Genomic DNA, 19,141 nt, shown 5'->3' on the forward strand with positions numbered 1-19,141 from the left:
TATACGTTTTGATTGATTTTTGTTTCACACTTATTTTCCTTTTCAAAAAGAGACTAGTTCTTGTTATGTGCTAATCTTATCATGTTTTCATCTAATGTAGTACGTGGATTTTCCAAATTATATTTTTTGGCCCAATCTTTATAATGCTGATCCATGTATTCCTTCAATTCATCAATCGATTTTGTTTTGAATAAATCAATAAGATTCACATCATCAATAATTTTGAGGGTTTCATCTAATTTCAAGATAAATTGAGATGCATTCTCCAGATCAAGACTTTCAAATAAGTAAGTATTTGTAGTAGTCACAACATTCAAATCGACATAATAATTAAAATAGACACTAAATACTCCCGCATTACGATGTGCCATGAACCCTTTCATCCCATCTTTTAAAAGTCCAACAGAGGGATTATAGATTCTATTAATAGGTAAAATCTTAATGCTTATAATACTGCTTAAAGGAATTAAAACATCTTGTTTCAATTCATTTCTAAAAACTAAATTATTCTCTTCTAATAAAAGTTGTGGGACATCATCAGTTATACTTCTTAGTAAAAATTGTGCTTGTCTACGTTTACTCTTCATTGTAAAACACCCCCTTATATTCAATACATAATCATATACAACCTTTATATAACTAATTATGTACATATATATCGATGTATTCAACTCATTTCACTTTTTCAATAAATCTTTCAACAAGCAAAAAAAAGAATAGCCAGGAAACATCCTAACTATCCTTTCTACATGAATTATTCAATTACAGTTAATTCCTTTGGATAACTGTTTAATACCTTACAGCCATCTTCAGTGACCATAACTAAGTCTTCAATACGAACTCCAAAATCACCTTGTAAATAAACACCAGGTTCAATTGAGAAGATCATACCAGGCTTTGCGATAATATCACTGACAGAAGATACATCACCAAATTCATGTACATCTTTACCAATGAAATGACCTAAACGATGATTGAATTCTTTACCATAACCTGCTTCAGTAATGATATTTCTTGCGACTGCATCAATTTCAGATAATTTCATACCTGGCTTGATAGCAGCTTCAGCTGCTTCATTTGCCTTTAGTACAAGATTGTATACTTCTTTCTGCTTTTGGGATACTTCTTTATAGAAGAATGTTCTTGTCATATCAGAACAATATCCTTTATAGATACATCCCATATCAACGATAATAGAATCTCCAGGCTTTAAACGGCTATCATCGCATGAATGATGAGGGTTAGCCCCATTGGCACCATAACCCATGATTGGACTAAATGAATGACCTGATGCACCTAATGACTTGTAATAAGCAAGTAATGCTTCATCCATTTCAATTTCAGTCTTATCTGTAGCAAGTAATCTTTTTACTTCAGCCATTGCTGTATCATTCATTTCACTTGCTTTAAACATAAGTGCTTTTTCTTCATCATCCTTCTGCATTCTTACTTCATCTACGCATAGTGATCCTAAAACATATTGAGCGTTGACGCGATCCTGTACAGGAATTAAGAAACGTGCTGGCATATTCTTATCTACACCAATCACTTTTGCATCCTTTAAATAATCTGCAAGTAATGCTGGACCATTATCTGTATCATCAAACCAAGTAATAGGCATACCTAAGTCTTCTCCCACATAGAATAAGTTATTGAAGAATAACTGATGATTTCCTTTTGAAGAAAGAACCATAACATACATTCTTTCACCTGGATGATTGACATAATCTAATAAATAATCGATAGAAACAGGATCAGTGACTAATAGATAGTCAATGCCTCTTTCTTCCATTTTTTCTAATACTTTATTTATTCTCTTCTGATTCATATTCAGTAACCTCAATTCCTAAGTCCTTTAACTGATCATTGTCTACTGGTGTAGGTGCTTTTGACATTGGACAAGTTGCACTTGTATTCTTAGGGAAGGCAATAACGTCTCTTAAAGAATCACATCCACAAAGTAACATTGCGAAACGGTCTAATCCTAATGCGAATCCAGCATGTGGTGGTGCACCGTATCTAAATGCATCCACAAACCAACCAAACTGTGCATCAATTCTTTCCTGTGTGAATCCTAAAGCCTTGAAGGCACGATCCTGTAATTCTTCTTCATAGATTCTCTGAGATCCGCCACCAAGTTCGAAACCGTTTAAGACGATATCATAAGCATCTGCTAAGCAGTTTGCTGGATCTGTATCAATCTTATCTAGATCAGAATCCTTTGGACGAGTGAATGGATGATGCATTGCATAGTATCTTCCATCTTCTTCAGAATATTCAAACATTGGGAAATCAACAACCCATAAGAAGTTGAACTGACGAGGATCATATAACTTCAATTCCTTACCTAAATGATTTCTGATTGCTGCAAGAGCATCACATACAACCATGTAATGAGTATCACTCACAAATAGTAATAAGTCTCCTACCTCAGCATTCATCTTTTCTAATAAAGCGCTCATCTGTTCTTCAGTAAAGAATTTTGCGATAGGTCCAGATACACCCTTATCAGTCACTTTTAACCAAGCAAGACCTTTAGCTTTATATTTCTTAGCAAGTTCAGTTAAAGCATCAATCTTCTTACGTGAATAGTTATCTGCTTCACCCTTGACATTAAGACCTTTTACATGTCCTCCTGCTTCGAGTGCACTCTTGAATACCGTAAAGTCAACATCCTTCACTGTTTCATTTAAGTTAACAAGCTTTAAATCAAAACGTGTATCAGGCTTATCGATACCATAAGTTTCCATTGCATCATGCCATGTCATTCTTGGGAATGGTAACTGAACATCAATGTTCATAACATCCTTCATAACCTTCTTGATTAAACCTTCACCAATACCAATCACCTGATCAGTATTCATGAAACTCATTTCTACGTCCACCTGAGTGAATTCTGGCTGACGATCAGCACGTAAGTCTTCATCACGGAAACATCTAGCAATCTGATAATAACGTTCAAAACCAGCTACCATTAATAACTGTTTAAATAACTGTGGAGACTGTGGTAATGCATAGAATGAACCATTATGTACACGTGAAGGTACTAGGAAGTCTCTTGCACCTTCTGGTGTAGATTTATTTAAATATGGTGTTTCGATTTCTACAAATTCTTCACTATCTAAGTATTCATGAATGGCTCTAACAATCTTAGCACGTCTCATGATGTTCTTTTGAAGAGCTGGACGTCTTAAATCAAGATAACGATATTTCATTCTTGTTTCTTCTAAGGCATCAGTTTCATCTGCAATAATCATAGGAGTAGTTGCTGCCTTGTTGACAATCTTTACTTCTTCAGCCTGGATTTCAATATCACCAGTTGGCATATCTGGGTTCTTAGAGCTTCTTTCTACGACAGTACCTTTGATATCAAGAATATATTCGTTCTTAACATCCTTTAACTGTTCATTAAATGATTCATCAAAGATTACCTGTGTAATACCATGACGGTCTCTTAAATCTACAAAGACTAAAGCACCTAAGTTTCTCTTTTTAGCTACCCAGCCAATAAGTTCTACTTTTTTATTGACATCAGTGATTCTTAGTTCTCCATTGTTGTGAGTTCTATTCATGTTCATGATCTCCTTCATAATGATTTTCAATATAACTTAAGATATCTTCTAATTTAACTTCACTCTGTTCTTTAGAATGATTGCAGCGAATATTAACATATTCACCCTTTACTTCATCTTCACCAATAATAATAGAAAGATGTGCACCAAAACGGTCACTAGACTTGAACTGTCCTTTTAAGCCTCTACCTGCATAATCCATATCACAAGTAAAGCCGTTTGCTCTTAACATTGTAATGATCTGCATTGCTAAATCTCTTGCTTCATCACCTAGAGGCATCACATAAACATCAATACCATTTTCTTCATCTTCTTCGTCATCTAATGCAAGCATCAATCTTTCCATACCAAATGCAAAGCCTACACCAGGAGTTGCAGGACCGCCAAGTTCTTCAACAAGGCCATTGTAGCGTCCTCCACCACCAACAGTAGAACCAGCTCCTAACTTTGGATCATCACTGATGATTTCAAATACTGTATGAGAATAATAATCTAATCCTCTTACTAAATTCGTATCTACAACATATTCGATTTCTAAATCATCTAATAAACTGCAGACTTTATCGAAATGTGCTTTCGCTTTTTCACTTAAATAATCAATTGTACGAGGAGCAGAAGCCATAACTGGATTCTTCGCATCGACTTTACAGTCTAGAATTCTTAATGGGTTCTTTTCAAAACGTGCCTGACAGTCTTCACATAAATCATTGAGCACTGGTCTGAAATGATTCTTTAAAGCTTCTCTATATGCAGTTCTTGATTCATCATCACCTAATGAGTTGATATGTAATTTGATATTCTTAATACCTAATGCTTCAACGATAGTCACTGCCATCAACATACATTCAACATCTACGTATGGTGATTCAACACCTAACATTTCTACACCGAACTGGTGGAACTGTCTCTGTCTACCATTTTGTGGACGTTCATATCTGAACATTGGTCCCATATAGTAAACCTTCTGTAATTTTTCAGGTAAAGCATACATCTTATTTTCTACATAGGCTCTTGCAATACCTGCAGTTCCTTCTGGTCTTAAAGTAAGAGAACGATCTCCTTTATCCTTAAATGTATACATTTCTTTAGTTACTACATCTGTTGTATCACCAACTGCACGGCTAAATAATTCTGTGTGTTCAAAGATTGGCGTACGCATTTCTTTTACGTTGTAATTTGCGGCAACAGTTCTTAATAGCTGTTCCATTTCAATCCATTTTTCTGAATTTTCAGGGGTAATATCTACTGTCCCTCTTGGTCTATTGTATTTCATGAGTTCCTCCTTTATAAAAATAAAAAAACGTCCTTAATCTAAGGACGTTAATACGCGGTACCACCTTAGTTCATGAATAAATCATGCACTTTATTTAGTTATAACGTTACCAACGTGCTTTTTTAAAGCATTCTCCAAAGTGTCCCATAACTTCTCATTAGTCATTTCCACCAGCCATGACCTCTCTATCAATGTCCATTATTTAATCTTCTTCACTGAATATAAGGTGATTATAAATCAAAAGTATATTTAATTCAAGTCACTAATGAATTACACGGCGAATTTCTGCAACACCTTGTACTTTATTCATGTTATCAATTGTATTCTGTAAGATTTCTGCATTTTCTACAGATAATGTTAAACGAATATGAGCATCTAAATCCATGATATTCGCATTGATCTTAAGAATATTGACCTTTACCTGACTTAAGCATGTCACAATATCACTTAATAAATTAGGACGGTCTAGTCCAACGACTTCTAGATCCACATTAAAGCGCTTCTGTTCAATATTAGGATAATCCCAATAAACATCGATCAAACGTCCTTTTACGACACTCTTGACATTTGGACAATCCGCACGATGAATCTTGATACCCTGTCCTTTAGATACGAAACCAACAATCTTATCACCAGGAATAGGATTACAGCATTTAGATAATTGCATCTTCAATCCATCTACACCTGTAACTGCCACACCAATACTCTTCTCATGTTTTTTATTTAATTCCTGAATATTGTTGTTGTGGCGAAGGATTTGAGACAAGTTGTCAAAGAATCCTCTTTTTTGTGGAGCCACCTTATCTAGAAGTGTAGAAGCAGTCGCATGCTTCTTACCTAATGCGAAAAGTACATCATCAAATGTATTGGCACCAAATGAGCCAAGATATGTTCTATAAGTATCTGGACTCATATAAGTCTTCTCATCAAGCTGTCTTGCTCGGATTTCATCTCTAAGAAGTCTTCTTCCTTCTTCAATAATCTGTTTCTTATTTTCTTCTTCATGTTTTGTGATATATTGACGAATCTTATTACGAGCACCCGCTGTTCTTACAAACTTCAACCAGCCTTCACTTGGACCAGAATTCTTATTAGTCTTGATTTCTACAATATCACCTGTTTTTAATTTGGTATCAAAAGGAACCATAACACCATTCACAATTGCTCCAACCGCATGATGTCCAACTTCTGTATGAACACGATATGCAAAGTCAATCGGTGTAGATCCATTTGGTAATTCTACAATACGACCTGCAGGTGTTAAAGCATAAACATTGGCTTCAAAGATATCACGCTGTAACGTATTATAAAAATCTTTAGCTTCATTATCTTTCATTTCATCACTTACAGTAATGAACTCACTCATCCACTGAAGCTTTTCTCCAATTTCCTTCTGTTCCTGTTTCGCATTATACTTCTTACCTTCTTTATAACGCCAATGAGATGCAACCCCTCTTTCAGCGAGTTCATCCATCTCTTCAGTACGGATCTGGATTTCAAATACATAGCCCTTTTCACCAATCACAGATGTATGTAATGACTGATACATATTAGGCTTAGGCATGGCAATATAATCCTTAAAACGTCCAGGAATCGCACGATATTTCTCATGCATAATACCTAATACTTCATAACATTCATTCTTAGTTTGTACAATAACACGTAAAGCATTCAAATCATAGATTTCATCAAAACGCTTATGCTTATAAACCATCTTTTTATAAATAGAATAAATATGCTTAGCACGACCCTTAATACGATAACTGATGCCAGTTCCTTCTAAGTTCTTTTCAACTGACTTAATCATTGCATCAACGGAATCTTTTCTTTCACTCTTCTTCTTATCAAGAAGTGCCGCAATTTCTTTATAAGCTTTAGGATCAAGATATAATAAGCATAAATCTTCTAGTTCTACTCTAATATCATTAATACCTAAACGATGAGCAATTGGCGCATAGACTTCTAATGTTTCTCTAGAAATACGCTGTTGCTTATCCGGTCTCATATATTGAAGCGTACGCATATTATGGAGTCTATCAGCTAATTTAATCAGGATAACACGAATATCCTTAGCCATCGCAATATAGATCTTACGATGATTTTCAGCATTGAAATCACTTTCTTCCATATAAGGCATCTTAGTGATCTTAGTAACACCCTCTACTAGAGTAGTAACTTCTTCACCAAATCTCTCAACCATTTCTTCTCGAGGCACATCACAATCTTCCATAACATCATGAAGAAGTCCTGCTGCAATAGTAATTGGTCCAGTCTGTAATGTTGCAAGAATATAAGCAACCCAGATCAAATGAATTGTATAAGGTTCACCACTTCTTCTTTTCTGTTCCTTATGCTTCACCATAATAAAGTCATAAGCCTTTTGAATCAGGGCTAAACTTTCTTCTTTTGTGATATATGTTTTTACAAGAGCAAGGACGTCGTCGTAACTCATTGGGTCCCCTGCACCTTTATATTTCATAATAACACCCCCTCGTGTATCATCTCAATTATAACATAATTCACTACTAACATGAAGAGACTAAGAAAGGAATAATACAAATATCACTTCATTTATTCTGATATTTACTATTCGTTTATGAATAATACAAACAAAATAAAAAAACTCCAAAAGGAGTTTCTATTAGTATTTAACCTGTGAATAGATGTTGTATTTACTTAGTTTTCCAGTAGCTTTTAATTCTTCTAATTCAATCACGAATTCCATACCTACAACTTCTCCACCCATTTCTTCAATAAGTGCAGCAGCTGCTTCTACGGTACCACCAGTCGCAAGTAAATCATCAACAATTAATACTTTCATACCTGGCTTAATACTGTCTTTATGCATGAAGATTTCATTTGATCCATATTCTAAATCATACTTCTTGCTGACAGTTTCTCTAGGTAACTTACCTGGCTTTCTGATTGGTACAAAGCCACATCCTAATTCTAAAGCAACAGGACATCCAAAGATAAACCCTCTTGATTCAGGGCCTACAACTACGTCAACCCCTAAATCCTTTGCATGTGCTGCTAAATCATCAATACAAGCTTTGAATGCATCCTTATCTTCTAATAAAGGTGTTACATCTCTGAAGATAATTCCTTCCTTTGGAAATCCTGGAATAGATGCAATATGCTGTTTAAAATCCATAACGAATCCTCCTATACAATACATTATTATATCATCACACAATCATGATTGACATAAATTCTTAAAAATAAATCCTTACAGATTAACTAAATTATAAAATATCCTCAACAATAAAGTTAATAGATTTATTACCTCTAAAGACATTGATAGATAAAGTACCAACTAGAGTCATAGAATCTTTATGAACAAGTTCATCATATAATTGTCCTTTATTAAAAGCAAGGGCAGAGACCTGATTATCTCCTAAATGAAATTTTAAATGTTTTCCTTCAGATAAACGGTCTACTTGATGACATGATACGTCTTCTAGAATAAATAATGGTGCTTTGTTTTCTTCACCAAAAGGGGCAAGTAAATCAAGTGACTCAACATTAGGAATTGTTGTATCAGTGAGTGTAATAGGAATAACTGACTCACTGGCTTCAAAATGGCATCCTTTTATATCATTCATAAGGGCATCATAGACTAAAGGATAGTTAGACTTAGTAATAGTAAAACCTCCTGCTTTTGCATGACCTCCATATTGCACAAAAAGATCTTCATGATGAGTAAAGAAATTATAAATATTAAAGCCATCAATTCCTCTTGCACTTCCTTTATATATTTCTTCTTTAGGATTATAATGCATGACAAAGGCTGGCTGTTCATATTCTCTTGTATATTTACCTGCCACTAGACCTACTAATCCTTCATGCATATTCTCTGAACCATAAAATAAACAAGGTGAAGATGTATCAGTCACTGCTTCTTTATATAAAGAAGTGGTTAATGATTGTCTTTTAGAGTTGATTTTAGATGCATAATTAGAAATCTTTTCTTGGTAGGCCGGGTCTGCTTCTTTTAAGAAATATTTAACTAAATATACAGGATTCACTAGTTCTGGTAAGCGTCCAAAGGCATTAATACGGGGAGCTATTGTGAAACCAATAGTTGTGACATCATAGTCTCTACTCCCTTTTAATAGTTCTAAAGAAGGGAATTTATATTGTTTCATAAACTGTAAACCACGTCTTACTAGACTTCTATTTTCATCTAGTAATGGCATCATATCAGATATAGTTGTAATAGAAGCTAGAGTGAATAAATAAGGGTCATGATGCTTTAAAAGAGCCGCTGCTAGCTTATAGGCAATAAAACCACCACATATCTCTTTAAATGGATATTTAGGAGACATTTTAGTATGAATGATTGAATAAGCGACAGGAACTTCACCATCAAAGGCATGATGATCAGTAATGATGACATCAATACCTAATTCTCCTGCTTTTTCTACTGCATCAAATGCTTTGATTCCATTATCTACAGTAATAATGAGAGAGTAGCCCTTCTCTGCCATCTGTTCTACTCTTGTTGTATTAAGTCCATAACCATCAGTAAAGCGGTTAGGAATATGATATCCAACTTCTACTCCTCTTTCATGAAAAGCTTGTACAAGAATAGTGGTTGCTAGAATACCATCACAGTCATAATCTCCATAAATACAGATTTTTTCTTTATTTGCGATTGCTTCTTCAATACGTTCAAGAGTTTCATCTGCTTCTTCAAATAAAGAAAAATCATGATAAATAAGATGGGGATCCATAAAGGCTTTAAATTGTTTTTGATCTATTTTTTTACTTTCTATTACTTTAGCCATCAAAGAATTAACACCATAAGTCTGTATAATTTCATTAGTATGACTTAGTTCTATCGTTTTATACTTCATAATTAACCTCTTAAAAAATTACTACCTATTCATCTTAAACAATATAGAGATAAAAGTCAAAATAAGTGTTCTAATCAAAAAGTGGCTTTTAGGCCACTTTTAATAGAAATAATAAGTTATTTCATGATCAGACTCTGAAAGTCTGCTAAGTTTTTAGTTTCTGCTTCCTTAATGACTTTAGCTTGTAGATATTCAAAAATTGTAGAGAACTGCAAAGACATAATATCATCAATCATATCACAAAAAGTAATGGCGATTTTATTTCTCCATACTACATTTCTGAGATAATCTTCAATTTCTGCTGCAACAATCTTTTCTACGCCATCCTCCTGAAACTCATAGGCTTTAGCTTGAAGGATAAATACAACTTCATCAGGAAGCGGTTTTGATAAATCCATATCCATATTCTTACGCTCCCACGAATACTCATTATATAAGAATTGTGAGGCGATGAAAAGACTTAATTATGATTTTGTAGTGACATAATGAATAAGCTGTGTAATGCATAATACAACTAAATTTACAATTACAATAGAAGCTCCAGTTGGGGCTGCATAGAGGTATGAAATAGATAAACCTACAATAAAACAAATAGAAGAAAGGATGGCAGAAGAAATTACTACATGCTTGAAATCCTTGCAGAAATACATAGATGTAAGACATGGGAAAATTGTTAAACTTGAAATAAGAAGTGCTCCCATCATACGCATACCCAGTACTATTGTAAGTGAACAAAGTATTGCGATAATGATATTGTAGAATTCCACATTGATACCTGTACTTTTCGCAAAATCTTCATCAAACGTCAATGCAAACATCTTATGATAAGAGAAAATATAAAGAATAAGTACAATAAGAGATAAAACAATACTTATAATCATATCTTGATTATTAAGTGAAAGAATACTACCAAATAAATAATTATTGATATCTGTATTCACACCTTTTGTAAGTGATATAGCCATAATACCAATCGCAAGTGAACTAGATGATAAAACCGCAATAGCACCATCACCATGAATATGATGATTGTTGTTAAGTTTTAGTATCATTACAGCCGCAATCACTGCTACTGGTACAGCTAAATAAAGTGGTGCCACTCCTAGTACTGTTGCAATCGCAAAACTTCCAAAAGAGACATGAGACAGTCCATCACTGATCATCGCATTCTTTCTTAAGACAAGATTTACGCCTAACATTGCAGCACATAATGAAATAAGTAAACCAACAATAAAAGCACGAATAATAAATGTATAGTTAAACATATGGAGTAATGTATTCATTATTTAACTTCCTCCATTCTATAGTTATTTTTATCTAAATGAAGAATCTTATTGCCAATCACTTCATGAGACGCTAAATCATGAGTAATCATGATAATTGTTAAACCTTTTTGATGAAGTTCTTTTAAAACAGTATAGAATTCTTCTTTAGAATCATAGTCTAAGTTATTAGAAGGTTCATCAAGTACTAAACATTCTCTTGTTGCACATAGTGCTCTTGCTAGTAAGACCTTCTGTCTTTGTCCTCCAGATAATTCCCCAAAGGAATTGTTTTTAAGGTTTTCTATATGAAGTGTCTTTAAACATTCTATTGCAAGTTTCTTTTCTTTTGAATTAAAGAAAGGACGATACCCTACTCTATTTAATGCGCCTGATAAGACTATTTCATATACTGAAGCAGGAAAATGACGATCCACCTTTGTTTCTTGAGGCATATAACCTATTTCTCTTTCGTTCAAATAATATGTAATCTGCCCGTCCATTGGCTTAATAAGTCCTAATAATCCCTTAATCAGGGTACTTTTACCTGCACCATTTTGTCCTAGTACAGTAATAAAATCACCTTGATTTATATCAAAAGAGAGATCATTGATTACTTCTTGATTATCATAACCTAGATGCAAATGATCTACTTTTATAAGTGTCTTCATTGAAGTGCCTCCTTTACTGCCTTTGCGTTTTTACGCATGATTGAAACATATGTTTCACCATTATTAAAATCCTCTTCACTCACGTTATGCATGCTTTGAATAGTGAGTACTTTTGCACCTGTTTCTTCAGAAATAGTACGAGCAATCTGTCCATTGGATAATTCAATCTTAAAGATAACAGGATTTTGATCCTTCTTGACCTTATCAATTAAATAGGAAATAGTAGATGCACTTGGTTCAGTCTGTTCAGAACATCCTGGAAATGCAGCACTATATGTAAGACCATATTCTTTCGCAAAATAAAGCAAAGGGAAACGATCTCCTACAACTATATCTTTTCTTTTTGCCTGCTTGACTATTTGTTTAAAACTAGAATCAACAGATGCAATCTGTTTAATATAGTTTTCTGTATTCTCATTAAACTTTGATGCATGTTTTTGATCGAGTGTACACATTCTCTTATTTAAGCCAGAAACAATTTCCATTGCATTTTTAGGACTTGTCCAGACATGTTCATCATATTCTTCTTCATGTTCATCATGTTCTTCATGTTTTTCTTCTTCCATCCCTTCAACGTGTTCTTCATGCTGAAGATGAGACACAAGATCCAACATTTTAACTATTCTTTTAGAGTCCATATCCACTAGCAAGCTATCCACCCATTCATCTGATTCTCCACCTACATAAAAGAATAAATCGCTCTCTTTAATCGCAACCATATCTTGTGGTGAGGGTTCATAAGAATGAGAATCCATACCAGGTTTTATAAGCATCTTTATAGATATATCTTGATCATTTTTAGTAATGGCACGAACAAAATCATAACAAGGAAAATTAGTGACAACGATATTAAATGATTTCTTTTTAGTTTCTGTTGTACAACCTGTCATTAATAATAAAGAGAGAATAAACAAACTAATCTTTTTAAGCATGGATAGCCTCCCTGCACTCTTTACATAAGCCCACAATTGTAGAATCCTTACAATCAATTTCAAAACCATGGTCCTCTAATAAATGTGTACGAATAATATCCATGAAATCACATTCTAAATGCGCAATCTTACCACATCTCTTGCATAATAAGTGAAGATGGTGATTGCACTTTTCTTCTCTTGCATATTGGTAATACACACTATCTTCTTCTGAAAGTGTATGTTTTTGTATAAGTCCCTGTTGTGATAGTTTATCTAGATTACGATAAACTGTGACTAGATTCACATTTAATCCCTGATCAACTAACGCCTGATAAATATCTTTAGCACATAAACGATGATCTTCATTATTCTTCATATATTCAATAATACATTCTTTGTATTTTGTACGATATTGTTTCATAGAATACCTCCTATGCAAATGATTTGCAAATTGTATTATAATGATTCTTATTCCTATGTCAATGAATATGCAAATGATTTGCATACAATAAAAAAGAAGCAGTTTATTCTGCTTCTGTAATATGCGAATGAATCCAGGAAGAGAATGTTTCTAAGCCTTCCTTGATTACTTTTGAATCTGAAGTAAAACCAAAGCGTAAATGGTATTCCTTATTAAATGCCTTACCTGGTACAAAGAATACGCCAGTGTCATTTTGTAATTTCTCACATAATTCTTTTGAGGGCATATCAAATAAATAATGTAAGAAACATACAGTACCATCTTCTGGTATGACACATTCTACTAAGTCTTCTTTTTCAAGCCATTCTTTTAATATTTTCTTATTTTCAAGAATGATATGTCTACTTCTATCAAGTATGAGATCTTTATGTTGTAATACAACTGTAGCCAAATAATCATTCCATGGACCAGTAGAGATGATTGTATAATCTCTTCTAAAATTGATTTCATCAATAAGTTGTTTAGGTCCTTTGATCCATCCCAGTCTAAGTCCTGCAAAGGAATAGACTTTAGATAAAGAGGCTGTCGCAATACCTAATTCATACATATCAGAAATACTATCACATAGAGTATTATTCATACCACGATAGATTTCATCAACAAGAATATAAATAGAATGACTTCTAGCAAGTTCAATCAATTCTTCCATTAAAGATTGTTTAATAACAGTACCAGTCGGATTATTAGGACTATTTAATATAAACATCTTTGTTTCAGGTTTAATAAGCTTCTTAAAATCATCTATGACAGGTTCCCAGTTATTGTCTTCATCAAGTTCTACTAGATCATACTCGCATCCAATTGATGCCGGATAAGAATAGAACTGTTCATAGGAAGGTGTTAATGCAATGACATGGTCTCCTTTATTTAATAAAGTATCCATCACATGTTCATTAGCATTTATTGCCCCATGAGCGACTGCAATATTATCTCTTGTACCTGTCTTATATAAAGAAAGAATAGCATCTTTTAAACAATCAGAGCCTGTAATTGGTCCATAATCCATACGCATATGCATAAGATCACTCATGAGATCTTTATGAATCAATGACTCTAATTCATGAATAGACATATCAGATACACATGTATCAGCTAAATTGTATTGACAATTTTGTTCATGGTTCGTCATCCATGTTTCTACATCAAATTCCTTTAAATACACGTCTTCTTTCTCCTTTTAATAACTAATGCATAACTTTAGATAAGAAATCTTTTGCTCTATCACTTTCTGGATGAGAGAAGAAAGTTTCTGAATCATTTTCTTCTACAATCTTTCCGTTTTCTAAGAAAATCACACGATCTGCAACAGTTCTAGCAAATCCCATTTCATGAGTTACAACCATCATTGTCATACCCTGTTTTGCAAGATCCTGCATTACTTCTAATACTTCAATAACCATTTCTGGGTCTAATGCACTTGTAGGTTCATCAAATAGCATGACTTCTGGATTTAAACAAAGAGATCTAGCAATTGCGACTCTCTGTTTCTGACCACCAGATAACTTATTAGGATAAGTATCCTTCTTATCTTCAAGACCTACTTTCTGTAAGTACTTGATAGCCACTGCATTGGCTTCTTCTTCTGTCATACCCATGACCTTAAGAGGTGCAAGTGTTAAGTTTTCTAATACAGTCATATTAGGGAATAAGTTAAAGTGCTGGAATACAAATCCCATTTTACTTCTTAACTTGTTATATTCAGGTGTACCTTCCTTTAAAAGTGCACCATCAATATAAATAGAACCTGCTTCAGGCTTTTCTAAGTGATCAATACATCTAAGTACTGTACTTTTACCACTACCTGAAGGGCCGATCAAGCAGACAATCTCACCCTTCTTTAAAGTAAGAGATACATCATCTACAGCCTTTAATTTACCAAATTTTTTTGTAATGTGATCCACCTGGATCATGATATCGTTAGTCACTGACAGCTAATCTCCCTTCTACATATCTTGCAATAGCTGAAATACAAAGTGTCATTACTAAATAAATAGCACCTGTTGCAGTTAAAGGTACAAGATAGTTAAATGTATTGGCACCAATAACACTTGCAGTGGCAAGTAGTTCTACTGCACCAATTGTGAAAATAAGTGATGAGTCTTTAATTAATGTAATAAATTCACTAATTAGAGGTGGAATAATACGTTTAAATGCCTGTGGTAAGATAACATAACGCATGGTCTGAACATAGTTTAAACCAATTGTTTCGCATGCTTCCCATTGACCTTTATCAACACCTAAAATACCAGATCTAATTAATTCTACCTGATAAGCACCACTATTTAAGCTCATAGCAATTAAGCCACATACATATGGATCAGCCTGGAATCTTTGTCCTGTAATAGACTGAACAACAGTAGGTACTGCCAAGTATAAGAACATGATCTGTAATAGCATTGGTGTGCCACGGAAGATTTCTACATAAATATTTCCAATTGCTCTTAATACAAAATGTTTTGAAAGTTTTAAAGCCGCACCAATAATTCCAAGAATAACACCGAAGAATAAAGCCCCTATTGCAAGTAATAGAGAGTACTTTGCACCAGTGAAAATCATGAATTGAATATTAGACGGCGTAAGAATATCCATAATTGTTTTCATTCGCATTGACTCCTTAACAATAAAAAATTAAGTGCAGACAGAACATATCTGCACTTATGTGATTAATTAATTAGCAACCCCATTTAGTTTTTAATTCGTTGTATTTATCAGATTTAACAAATTCATCAACTGCTTTGTTAACGTCTTTCATTAACTTGTCGTTACCCTTTTTAGTGATGATCATGTTTTCTTCTTTGATTAATGGTTCATCAATCATCTTTAAACCAGCATTCTTAGCATAGTTTTCAGCAACTGCACCATCAAGAACAACAGCATCTAATCCACCAGATTTTAAAGTTTCTACTAAGATTTTAGCATCTTTTACTGTAGTAACTTGAGCACCTTTAATATCTTTTGCAGCATCTACACCAGTAGCACCTAACTGAGCACCAATCTTTTTACCTTCAAGATCAGATACTTTTGAGAAAGTAGAATCACCTTTTACTAAAGCAATCTGTTCAGAAGTGTTATATGCATGAGACCAAAGAATGTTTTTCCAATCTTTATGATAAGTGAAACCAGAAATACCTAAATCAACCTGATCAGAAGTGAGTGAAGATGAAATAGCATCAAAGCTTAAAGCTTTAAACTTATAAGAATAGTTACCACCATTCTTGTTCATGATCTTAACTAATTCCTTAGTCATATCAATATCGAATCCAACCATTTCTTTCTTATTGTTGTAAGATTCATATGGTGGATAGTCTGGAGATACCCCAATTAATAATTCAGTTTTACCGTTAGATGATGATCCACAACCAGTCATTCCAACAGCAAGTAACATAACTAATACTACGCTTAATAATTTTTTCATAAATATGCCCTTCCTTTTTTTAATTTAAGAAAACAAAAACGCCTCTTGCTTTCGCAAGAGACGTCAATTAACGCGGTACCACTCTTCTTGATTTATTCCTAAATCCTCTCTTATCCTTAAGGCGGAATACCGATAATCCTATGTATTCAGATTATCCTCTCAAAAGTGCGGTTCATCTAACTTTCCATACTGACCTCTCACCTACGCCAGCTCGCTTAGATTTCTAGTTAAACTACTCTCTTTGTCATTGAGTTTTCTTATGTATGTGTCTTATTATAGTCAGACGATTTTAATTGTCAACAATAAAAATGATATTTTTCATAATTTTATATAAAAACAACATTTTCTATATATATTTATGTTAATCGCAAACTTTAAATGATTTATTTCATAAATGAGTGTATTTTATGAAAAACTTTATACATAAAATCAATTGGTTTTTCATATCGGGATAAGATAGCCTGGATGTTTTCTAAGTCTTCATCCTTCTCTTTTAATGCTTCAATCCATTTTAATGATGCATCGTGGAACTGATCAATCATTGTATAAGCATAAATCAATTTATAAGAAACATATATTAACAATCCGCTCGCACATAAACAAAGAGCAGATAAGAATAATTTCATAAAAATCCCTCTTTTCTGCTCTCATTATATCAAATTGAATTGTTATTTAGAAGCCTCAATCATAAGCTTTGTGATCTTATTAGAGAATTCTACAGGATCATCAATAGAGAATCCAGCAATTAATAGTGCCTGATCAAATAGGATAGATGCATATTCATCAATCTTTACAGGTTCTTTTTCATATACAGACTGTAATGATTTAAATAGATCATGATCTGGGTTAATTTCAAGAATTCTTCCTGCTTTCACACCCTGTGCATCTGGCATCTGGTTTAATACCTTTTCCATTTCAAATGATACACCATCACCACTGGCAAGACATACTGGATGAGATTTTAAACGATGAGATAACTTAACATCCTGTACCTTATCACCTAAAGCCTTCTTAACGATTTCAAGTAATGGCTTATTGTCTTCAGTCTTCTGTTCAAGTTCTTTCTTTTCATCTTCTGTTTCTAAGTCTAAGTCACCCTGAGTGACATTCTTGAATGTCTTAGAATCATAATCTCTCATCATCTGTAAGCAGAATTCATCTACATTATCAGTCATATATAAAACATCATAGCCTTTAGATTTAACAGATTCTACCTGTGGTAATAAATCACATTTTTCTACTGTTTCACCAGAAGCAAAATAGATTTCCTTCTGATCTTCAGGCATAGCTTCAACATATTCCTTTAATGTTATAAGTTCTTTCTTATCAGAAGAATAGAACATAAGTAAGTCCTGAAGCTTATCCTTCAACATACCATAGCTGTTATAAATACCAAACTTCAACTGCATACCAAAGTTCTTGAAGAAAGTCACATATTCATCATGATCATCCTTCAACATATTTTCAAGTTCAGTCTGGATACGTTTTTCAATCTTATTAGCCATGACTTTCATCTTTCTGTCATGCTGTAACATTTCACGAGAGATGTTTAAGTTTAAATCCTGTGAATCAACTAAACCTTTCACAAATCTAAAGTGTTCTGGCACTAAATCTTCTGCATGATCCATGATGAAGACACCACGTGAGTAAAGCTGTAAGCCTTTCTTATAGTCCTGTGAATAGTAATTCATAGGTGTTTTAGAAGGAATAAATAATAATGATGTATAAGAGACAGCACCTTCTACAGTATTATGCATCACTCTTTGAGGCGCTTCAAAATCATTGAATTTAGCCTTATAGAATTCATCATATTCTTCTTTTGTGATATCTTTCTTCTGACGTTTCCATAAAGGAACCTGTGAGTTTAAAGTCTTGTTTTCTACAACATCTTCATATTCATCGCTGTCTTCTTTCTTTCTAGAAGTAGTGACATCCATCTTGATTGGGTAATGAACATAGTCTGAATATTTCTTAACAAGTCTTTCGATTTCATACTGATCAAGATATTTACTGTAATCTTCTTCCTCAGTATCTTTCTTTAAATGAAGTACAATAGTTGTACCATGTGTTGCTTTTTCAGCTTCTTCAACAGTATAACCATCACTTGTATCACTCTTCCATAAGTAACCCTTATCTTCTCCATATTTCTTAGAATAAACATCTACTTCATCAGCCACCATGAAGGCACTATAGAAACCTACACCGAACTGACCAATGATATCTACATCACTGACACCTTTTTCTAAGGCATTCTTGAATTCAAAAGAGCCAGAATTTGCGATAGTACCTAAATGTTCTTCTAGTTCTTCTTTATTCATACCAATCCCTTCATCTGCAATTGTAAGGGTTCTGTTTTCCTTATCAGCAATTAAGTTGATAGCCATATCCTCTCTTGAGAAACCAGAAATATTTTCTTGTAATGCTTTATAATAAAGCTTATCACTTGCATCACTGGCATTCGAAATCAATTCTCTTAAGAAGATTTCCTTATGAGTATAAATAGAATTAATCATTAAATCGAGGAGTCTTTTAGACTCTGCTTTAAATTCTTTCTTATCTGACATTTTAATACGCTCCTTTAGCACTCTAGTATTTTAAATGCTAAAGACAGTATACACACCTTTATTAGCATTGTCAATATTTGAGTGCTAAACAATTAAAAAGACTCTGATTCCAATGTGATAATGTCTCAAT

The 19,141-nt window shown here is 33.5% G+C and carries 18 protein-coding genes and 2 other annotated features; all 18 genes read right to left on the reverse strand.

The window, feature by feature from the left end:
- Positions 1-53: 53 nt before the first annotated feature.
- Entirely contained in the window at positions 54-587 is a 534-nt protein-coding gene (locus QVO42_RS03300) for a hypothetical protein (protein ID WP_022424755.1), read from the reverse strand.
- A gap of 167 nt (positions 588-754) precedes the next feature.
- Entirely contained in the window at positions 755-1,828 is a 1,074-nt protein-coding gene (locus QVO42_RS03305; RefSeq protein ID WP_022424756.1) for a M24 family metallopeptidase, read from the reverse strand.
- Complete coding sequence (gene aspS / locus QVO42_RS03310; protein WP_022424757.1) at positions 1,806-3,572, reverse strand: aspartate--tRNA ligase; 1,767 nt, start codon at positions 3,570-3,572, stop codon at positions 1,806-1,808. The genes QVO42_RS03305 and aspS overlap by 23 nt, the downstream gene beginning before the upstream one ends.
- Complete coding sequence (gene hisS, locus QVO42_RS03315; RefSeq protein WP_022424758.1) at positions 3,565-4,845, reverse strand: histidine--tRNA ligase; 1,281 nt, start codon at positions 4,843-4,845, stop codon at positions 3,565-3,567. Before hisS ends, aspS begins: the two co-directional genes overlap by 8 nt.
- Before the next feature lie 37 nt (positions 4,846-4,882).
- Positions 4,883-5,070 (reverse strand) — a binding site (T-box leader).
- Positions 5,071-5,107: 37 nt separating this feature from the next.
- Positions 5,108-7,324: a RelA/SpoT family protein gene (locus QVO42_RS03320; RefSeq protein WP_022424759.1), complete on the reverse strand. Its 2,217-nt coding sequence runs from the start codon at positions 7,322-7,324 to the stop codon at positions 5,108-5,110.
- Between the two features lie 162 nt (positions 7,325-7,486).
- A complete protein-coding gene (locus QVO42_RS03325) occupies positions 7,487-7,999 on the reverse strand; it encodes an adenine phosphoribosyltransferase (protein WP_022424760.1) in 513 nt (170 codons plus the stop codon).
- A 91-nt stretch (positions 8,000-8,090) separates the two neighbouring features.
- Entirely contained in the window at positions 8,091-9,704 is a 1,614-nt protein-coding gene (recJ, locus tag QVO42_RS03330; RefSeq protein WP_022424761.1) for a single-stranded-DNA-specific exonuclease RecJ, read from the reverse strand.
- A 116-nt stretch (positions 9,705-9,820) separates the two neighbouring features.
- The gene (locus tag QVO42_RS03335) at positions 9,821-10,108 is read right to left on the reverse strand and encodes a post-transcriptional regulator (RefSeq protein WP_022424762.1); all 288 of its coding nucleotides are present in this window, start codon (positions 10,106-10,108) and stop codon (positions 9,821-9,823) included.
- A 60-nt stretch (positions 10,109-10,168) separates the two neighbouring features.
- The gene (locus QVO42_RS03340; RefSeq protein ID WP_022424763.1) at positions 10,169-10,987 is read right to left on the reverse strand and encodes a metal ABC transporter permease; all 819 of its coding nucleotides are present in this window, start codon (positions 10,985-10,987) and stop codon (positions 10,169-10,171) included.
- Positions 10,987-11,637: a metal ABC transporter ATP-binding protein gene (locus QVO42_RS03345; protein ID WP_022424764.1), complete on the reverse strand. Its 651-nt coding sequence runs from the start codon at positions 11,635-11,637 to the stop codon at positions 10,987-10,989. The genes QVO42_RS03340 and QVO42_RS03345 overlap by 1 nt, the downstream gene beginning before the upstream one ends.
- Positions 11,634-12,569, reverse strand: a complete 936-nt coding sequence (locus tag QVO42_RS03350) for a metal ABC transporter substrate-binding protein (protein ID WP_022424765.1) — start codon at positions 12,567-12,569, stop codon at positions 11,634-11,636. The genes QVO42_RS03345 and QVO42_RS03350 overlap by 4 nt, the downstream gene beginning before the upstream one ends.
- Complete coding sequence (locus QVO42_RS03355; RefSeq protein ID WP_022424766.1) at positions 12,562-12,972, reverse strand: Fur family transcriptional regulator; 411 nt, start codon at positions 12,970-12,972, stop codon at positions 12,562-12,564. Before QVO42_RS03355 ends, QVO42_RS03350 begins: the two co-directional genes overlap by 8 nt.
- 103 nt (positions 12,973-13,075) lie before the next feature.
- The gene (locus QVO42_RS03360; RefSeq protein WP_022424767.1) at positions 13,076-14,194 is read right to left on the reverse strand and encodes an aminotransferase class I/II-fold pyridoxal phosphate-dependent enzyme; all 1,119 of its coding nucleotides are present in this window, start codon (positions 14,192-14,194) and stop codon (positions 13,076-13,078) included.
- Positions 14,195-14,216: 22 nt separating this feature from the next.
- Positions 14,217-14,942: an amino acid ABC transporter ATP-binding protein gene (locus QVO42_RS03365; protein ID WP_117458609.1), complete on the reverse strand. Its 726-nt coding sequence runs from the start codon at positions 14,940-14,942 to the stop codon at positions 14,217-14,219.
- 7 nt (positions 14,943-14,949) lie between these two features.
- Positions 14,950-15,633 (reverse strand): amino acid ABC transporter permease, encoded by a 684-nt coding sequence (locus QVO42_RS03370; protein ID WP_022424769.1) that lies wholly within the window; start codon positions 15,631-15,633, stop codon positions 14,950-14,952.
- 70 nt (positions 15,634-15,703) lie between these two features.
- Complete coding sequence (locus QVO42_RS03375; RefSeq protein WP_022424770.1) at positions 15,704-16,447, reverse strand: transporter substrate-binding domain-containing protein; 744 nt, start codon at positions 16,445-16,447, stop codon at positions 15,704-15,706.
- Between the two features lie 53 nt (positions 16,448-16,500).
- Positions 16,501-16,704 (reverse strand) — a binding site (T-box leader).
- 126 nt (positions 16,705-16,830) lie between these two features.
- Positions 16,831-17,073, reverse strand: a complete 243-nt coding sequence (locus QVO42_RS03380) for a hypothetical protein (RefSeq protein ID WP_022424771.1) — start codon at positions 17,071-17,073, stop codon at positions 16,831-16,833.
- A 42-nt stretch (positions 17,074-17,115) separates the two neighbouring features.
- Entirely contained in the window at positions 17,116-19,011 is a 1,896-nt protein-coding gene (gene htpG / locus QVO42_RS03385; protein ID WP_022424772.1) for a molecular chaperone HtpG, read from the reverse strand.
- Positions 19,012-19,141: the final 130 nt, after the last annotated feature.

The organism is Catenibacterium sp. CAG:290 (assembly GCF_000437715.1).
Classification (GTDB): Bacteria; Bacillota_I; Bacilli_A; order Erysipelotrichales; family Coprobacillaceae; genus Catenibacterium; species Catenibacterium mitsuoka_A.